Raw genomic sequence first — 2500 nt, 5'->3', positions numbered from 1 at the left:
ATGAAAAGGAATAAGGCTGCTTCTGAGAAATAGGGCTATTTCTTATAAAAAAGAATCCAAGGTGGAATCTGGGGAATTTTGTTCAGAACTATCATCATTGAAAACTAGTTCCCCGTATCTTCCACCACCTCCTACCTTTATTTGCAGGGTTTTATCTCGGAATGCCATTATTCTACGAGAAAGTTCCGGGTCCAGTTCTATCAGTTCATCCATGGGCGCATCAATGAGTACGGAGATCTCATCTCCGAATTTCAGAACCAGTTCCTGCCATATCTTCTGCACGAATTTAGTGGTAACCCCTTTGCTGTAGGTGAGGCTTATAATCTCCGCCAGGGGCATGATATGGATATAAGGAGGTCGGTGTGATGGGTGATGGGGTTCATCCCAGGTGGCCAGTTCTTCCACCCGGTAGTCCACGCCTTTTTTTATGGTACCCCCACAGGGACATTTCATGTTCATTTTTATGGCTTCGTCAGGATGGTACAACTGGTAGCACTTGGTGCAGGCAGTGTGGTGATACTTGCCCAGTCGGGGGTCGAAGCCATAGTTTGCCGTGATGGTCTTATCATGAAGAGCCCGAGCCAGAGCAGAGAAGCTTAAATTTTTAAGGTTTATTTCATTAAACTCACGGCCCAGTCGGTGGGGCCAGGGAGAATGGGCATCGGAGTTGGTGAGGAAAGGTAGATCCTGTAATTCTTCGATTCGATCAGCCATTTCTGTATCTGCTGAGAGTCCCAGTTCAACAAAATCAGGCGTTTCATTATAACAGTCATGAATACTGTCGTATTCTTTATATATGCTGGTCCAGGGAGTGAATGCATGGGAGGGGCCCATAATACAGCCGTTTTCCAGGGCCAATGCCTGTATTTCAGCACCGCTCATACGCACCCGGGGTCTGCCATCCGAATCCAAGTTGCCTTTAAGTTTTTTCCGCATCTGATAAGCTGCATCCAGAGAAGGTAGAATAATAAGATGGTGGACCCTTTTAGAATCCTCCACTTCTGAGGTTAGGATTAGTTTGGTTTCTGGATTTTTGGAAAACCCTTCAGGAAGTTCTTCCTGTAGAAACTCGTTATGCAACTTTCTATCTTCCCTGACACTGAAAATTCCGTCGTTTACCTCTTCAGTGGCTTCCTCTATCATGCTCAACCAGCCCTGGTGAAAAGCGTCACCCGTGGCAACAAGATGCAATCCCTTCAGGCTTCCCTGAGATGATAATAACTCAGGTGTCATGTTTTTAGAGGTGGCCATTGAATATCGGCCGTGTATATGTAAATCAGCCCTGATAATCATGAGTTCACCCTATAAAATGTGTAATAAATTAAATTATGTGAAAAGAAAAAAATAGGTAGGTATGGTGAATGTTAACCTATGTATCGCAGGTCCTCTTCACCGGGGACAATGTTCATCCTTTCAGCCATTTCCCGTTCCATCTGTTGGGCTTTGCTGATCATTTTCCGGGTTTCTTCTGCCCGTTCTTCCAGTTTGGCCACATCTACATCTACTTTCACTAGTTCCAACAGAACGGTGAGTACGGCCTTAGAAGCATCGGCATCAATGAAGTACCCCGGGGTTTCACCCATGAGACAAACACCATGCATACCCCTGGAAACGCCTAATCCTAAAATTAGCCCAGATGCACCTATTATTCCACCATCAGCAGACCTTAAGGTTACTTCATGCTCTTGTAGCATTGCGGCCAGTTCTTTGTTGGTGGCTGCTCCAAAAACCTTTGGTTTTTCCACTGGTTGACCAGTTCCCAAACCACCCAGAGTGTATATTTCTTTAACACCATATCCTCCCACAAAATCCAGGATAGAACCACAAATCTCGTATTGTCCTTCTGGACTGAGTCCTTGAGTGTTCCCTCCCAGGAAAATGAAATCCCTTTCATCTTCCCCCTGGCCTTGGAGGTAGTAAAATTCATTTTTCATGGGTTCCACAATTCCATCTTCATCTACAAAGACCTGTGGTGGGAATGAGGGAGAGTAAAGTTCTGCGAATTTTTCGGCCCCTAACTCATGTATGATGTGCTCTGCCACCAGTTTACCTACATGACCAATACCGGGTAGGGCCTCAATGAATATGGGATTATTGAGATCCACATCTTTAATCAGTTTTATGAAGGTTTCCTTCATTTAAAACACTCCTAGATAGCTAATAATGTTTTTTAATGAGTCCATCGGATGAGAACAGATTTTTGCTCATTCCTAAATATTAAGTGATTAACTACAGTTTAAGGGACATCCCTCTTAAGACGAATCACTCATCTGTTTTTTGAGCATTCTCCTGTATTTACCGTATTTATCCTCAGGAGAATAACGTGGAGGATATATTACTTCTAATTCTCCCCCACAATGAGGGCAATGGTCTTCAAGGGTGTATTCCTTACAGACGCGACAGCGCCTCATTTTCAGCTTCATTCTAATTCCCGGTAGAATTCGCCTTCGCCACCAGCCTCTAAAACCGTGGCAATAGCTTCATCTGCTGCATCCTTTAG

Annotated in this window: 4 protein-coding genes (1 of these 4 running past the window's edge); all 4 read right to left on the bottom strand. The window is 44.3% G+C overall.

Annotation, left to right across the window (positions count from 1 at the left end):
* Positions 1-42: 42 nt before the first annotated feature.
* Complete coding sequence (locus CIT02_RS08060) at positions 43-1293, bottom strand: TIGR00375 family protein (protein ID WP_292611375.1); 1251 nt, start codon at positions 1291-1293, stop codon at positions 43-45.
* A gap of 71 nt (positions 1294-1364) precedes the next feature.
* Complete coding sequence (locus CIT02_RS08055) at positions 1365-2138, bottom strand: proteasome assembly chaperone family protein (protein WP_292611373.1); 774 nt, start codon at positions 2136-2138, stop codon at positions 1365-1367.
* A gap of 114 nt (positions 2139-2252) precedes the next feature.
* Positions 2253-2423 carry an RNA-protein complex protein Nop10 gene (locus CIT02_RS08050; RefSeq protein WP_276698815.1) on the bottom strand — a complete coding sequence of 57 codons (171 nt, stop codon included), beginning with the start codon at positions 2421-2423 and terminating at the stop codon, positions 2253-2255.
* Positions 2420-2500 carry the final stretch of a translation initiation factor IF-2 subunit alpha gene (locus CIT02_RS08045; RefSeq protein ID WP_292611369.1) on the bottom strand. Its footprint extends 699 nt past the window's final position, so only the last 81 of its 780 coding nucleotides appear in the window; the start codon falls outside the window, past its right edge; it ends in the stop codon at positions 2420-2422. Before CIT02_RS08045 ends, CIT02_RS08050 begins: the two co-directional genes overlap by 4 nt.

Source organism: Methanobacterium sp. BAmetb5 (assembly GCF_003491305.1).
Classification (GTDB): Archaea; Methanobacteriota; Methanobacteria; order Methanobacteriales; family Methanobacteriaceae; genus Methanobacterium.
This window is presented reverse-complemented; position numbering and strand designations above follow the sequence as displayed.

What these genes read in the sequence shown, in the direction of transcription:
- CIT02_RS08060 (WP_292611375.1), bottom strand. Translation starts at nt 1,293, where the DNA reads ATGATTATCAGGGCTGATTTACATATACACGGCCGATATTCAATGGCC.
- CIT02_RS08055 (WP_292611373.1), bottom strand. Translation starts at nt 2,138, where the DNA reads ATGAAGGAAACCTTCATAAAACTGATTAAAGATGTGGATCTCAATAAT.
- CIT02_RS08050 (WP_276698815.1), bottom strand. Translation starts at nt 2,423, where the DNA reads ATGAAGCTGAAAATGAGGCGCTGTCGCGTCTGTAAGGAATACACCCTT.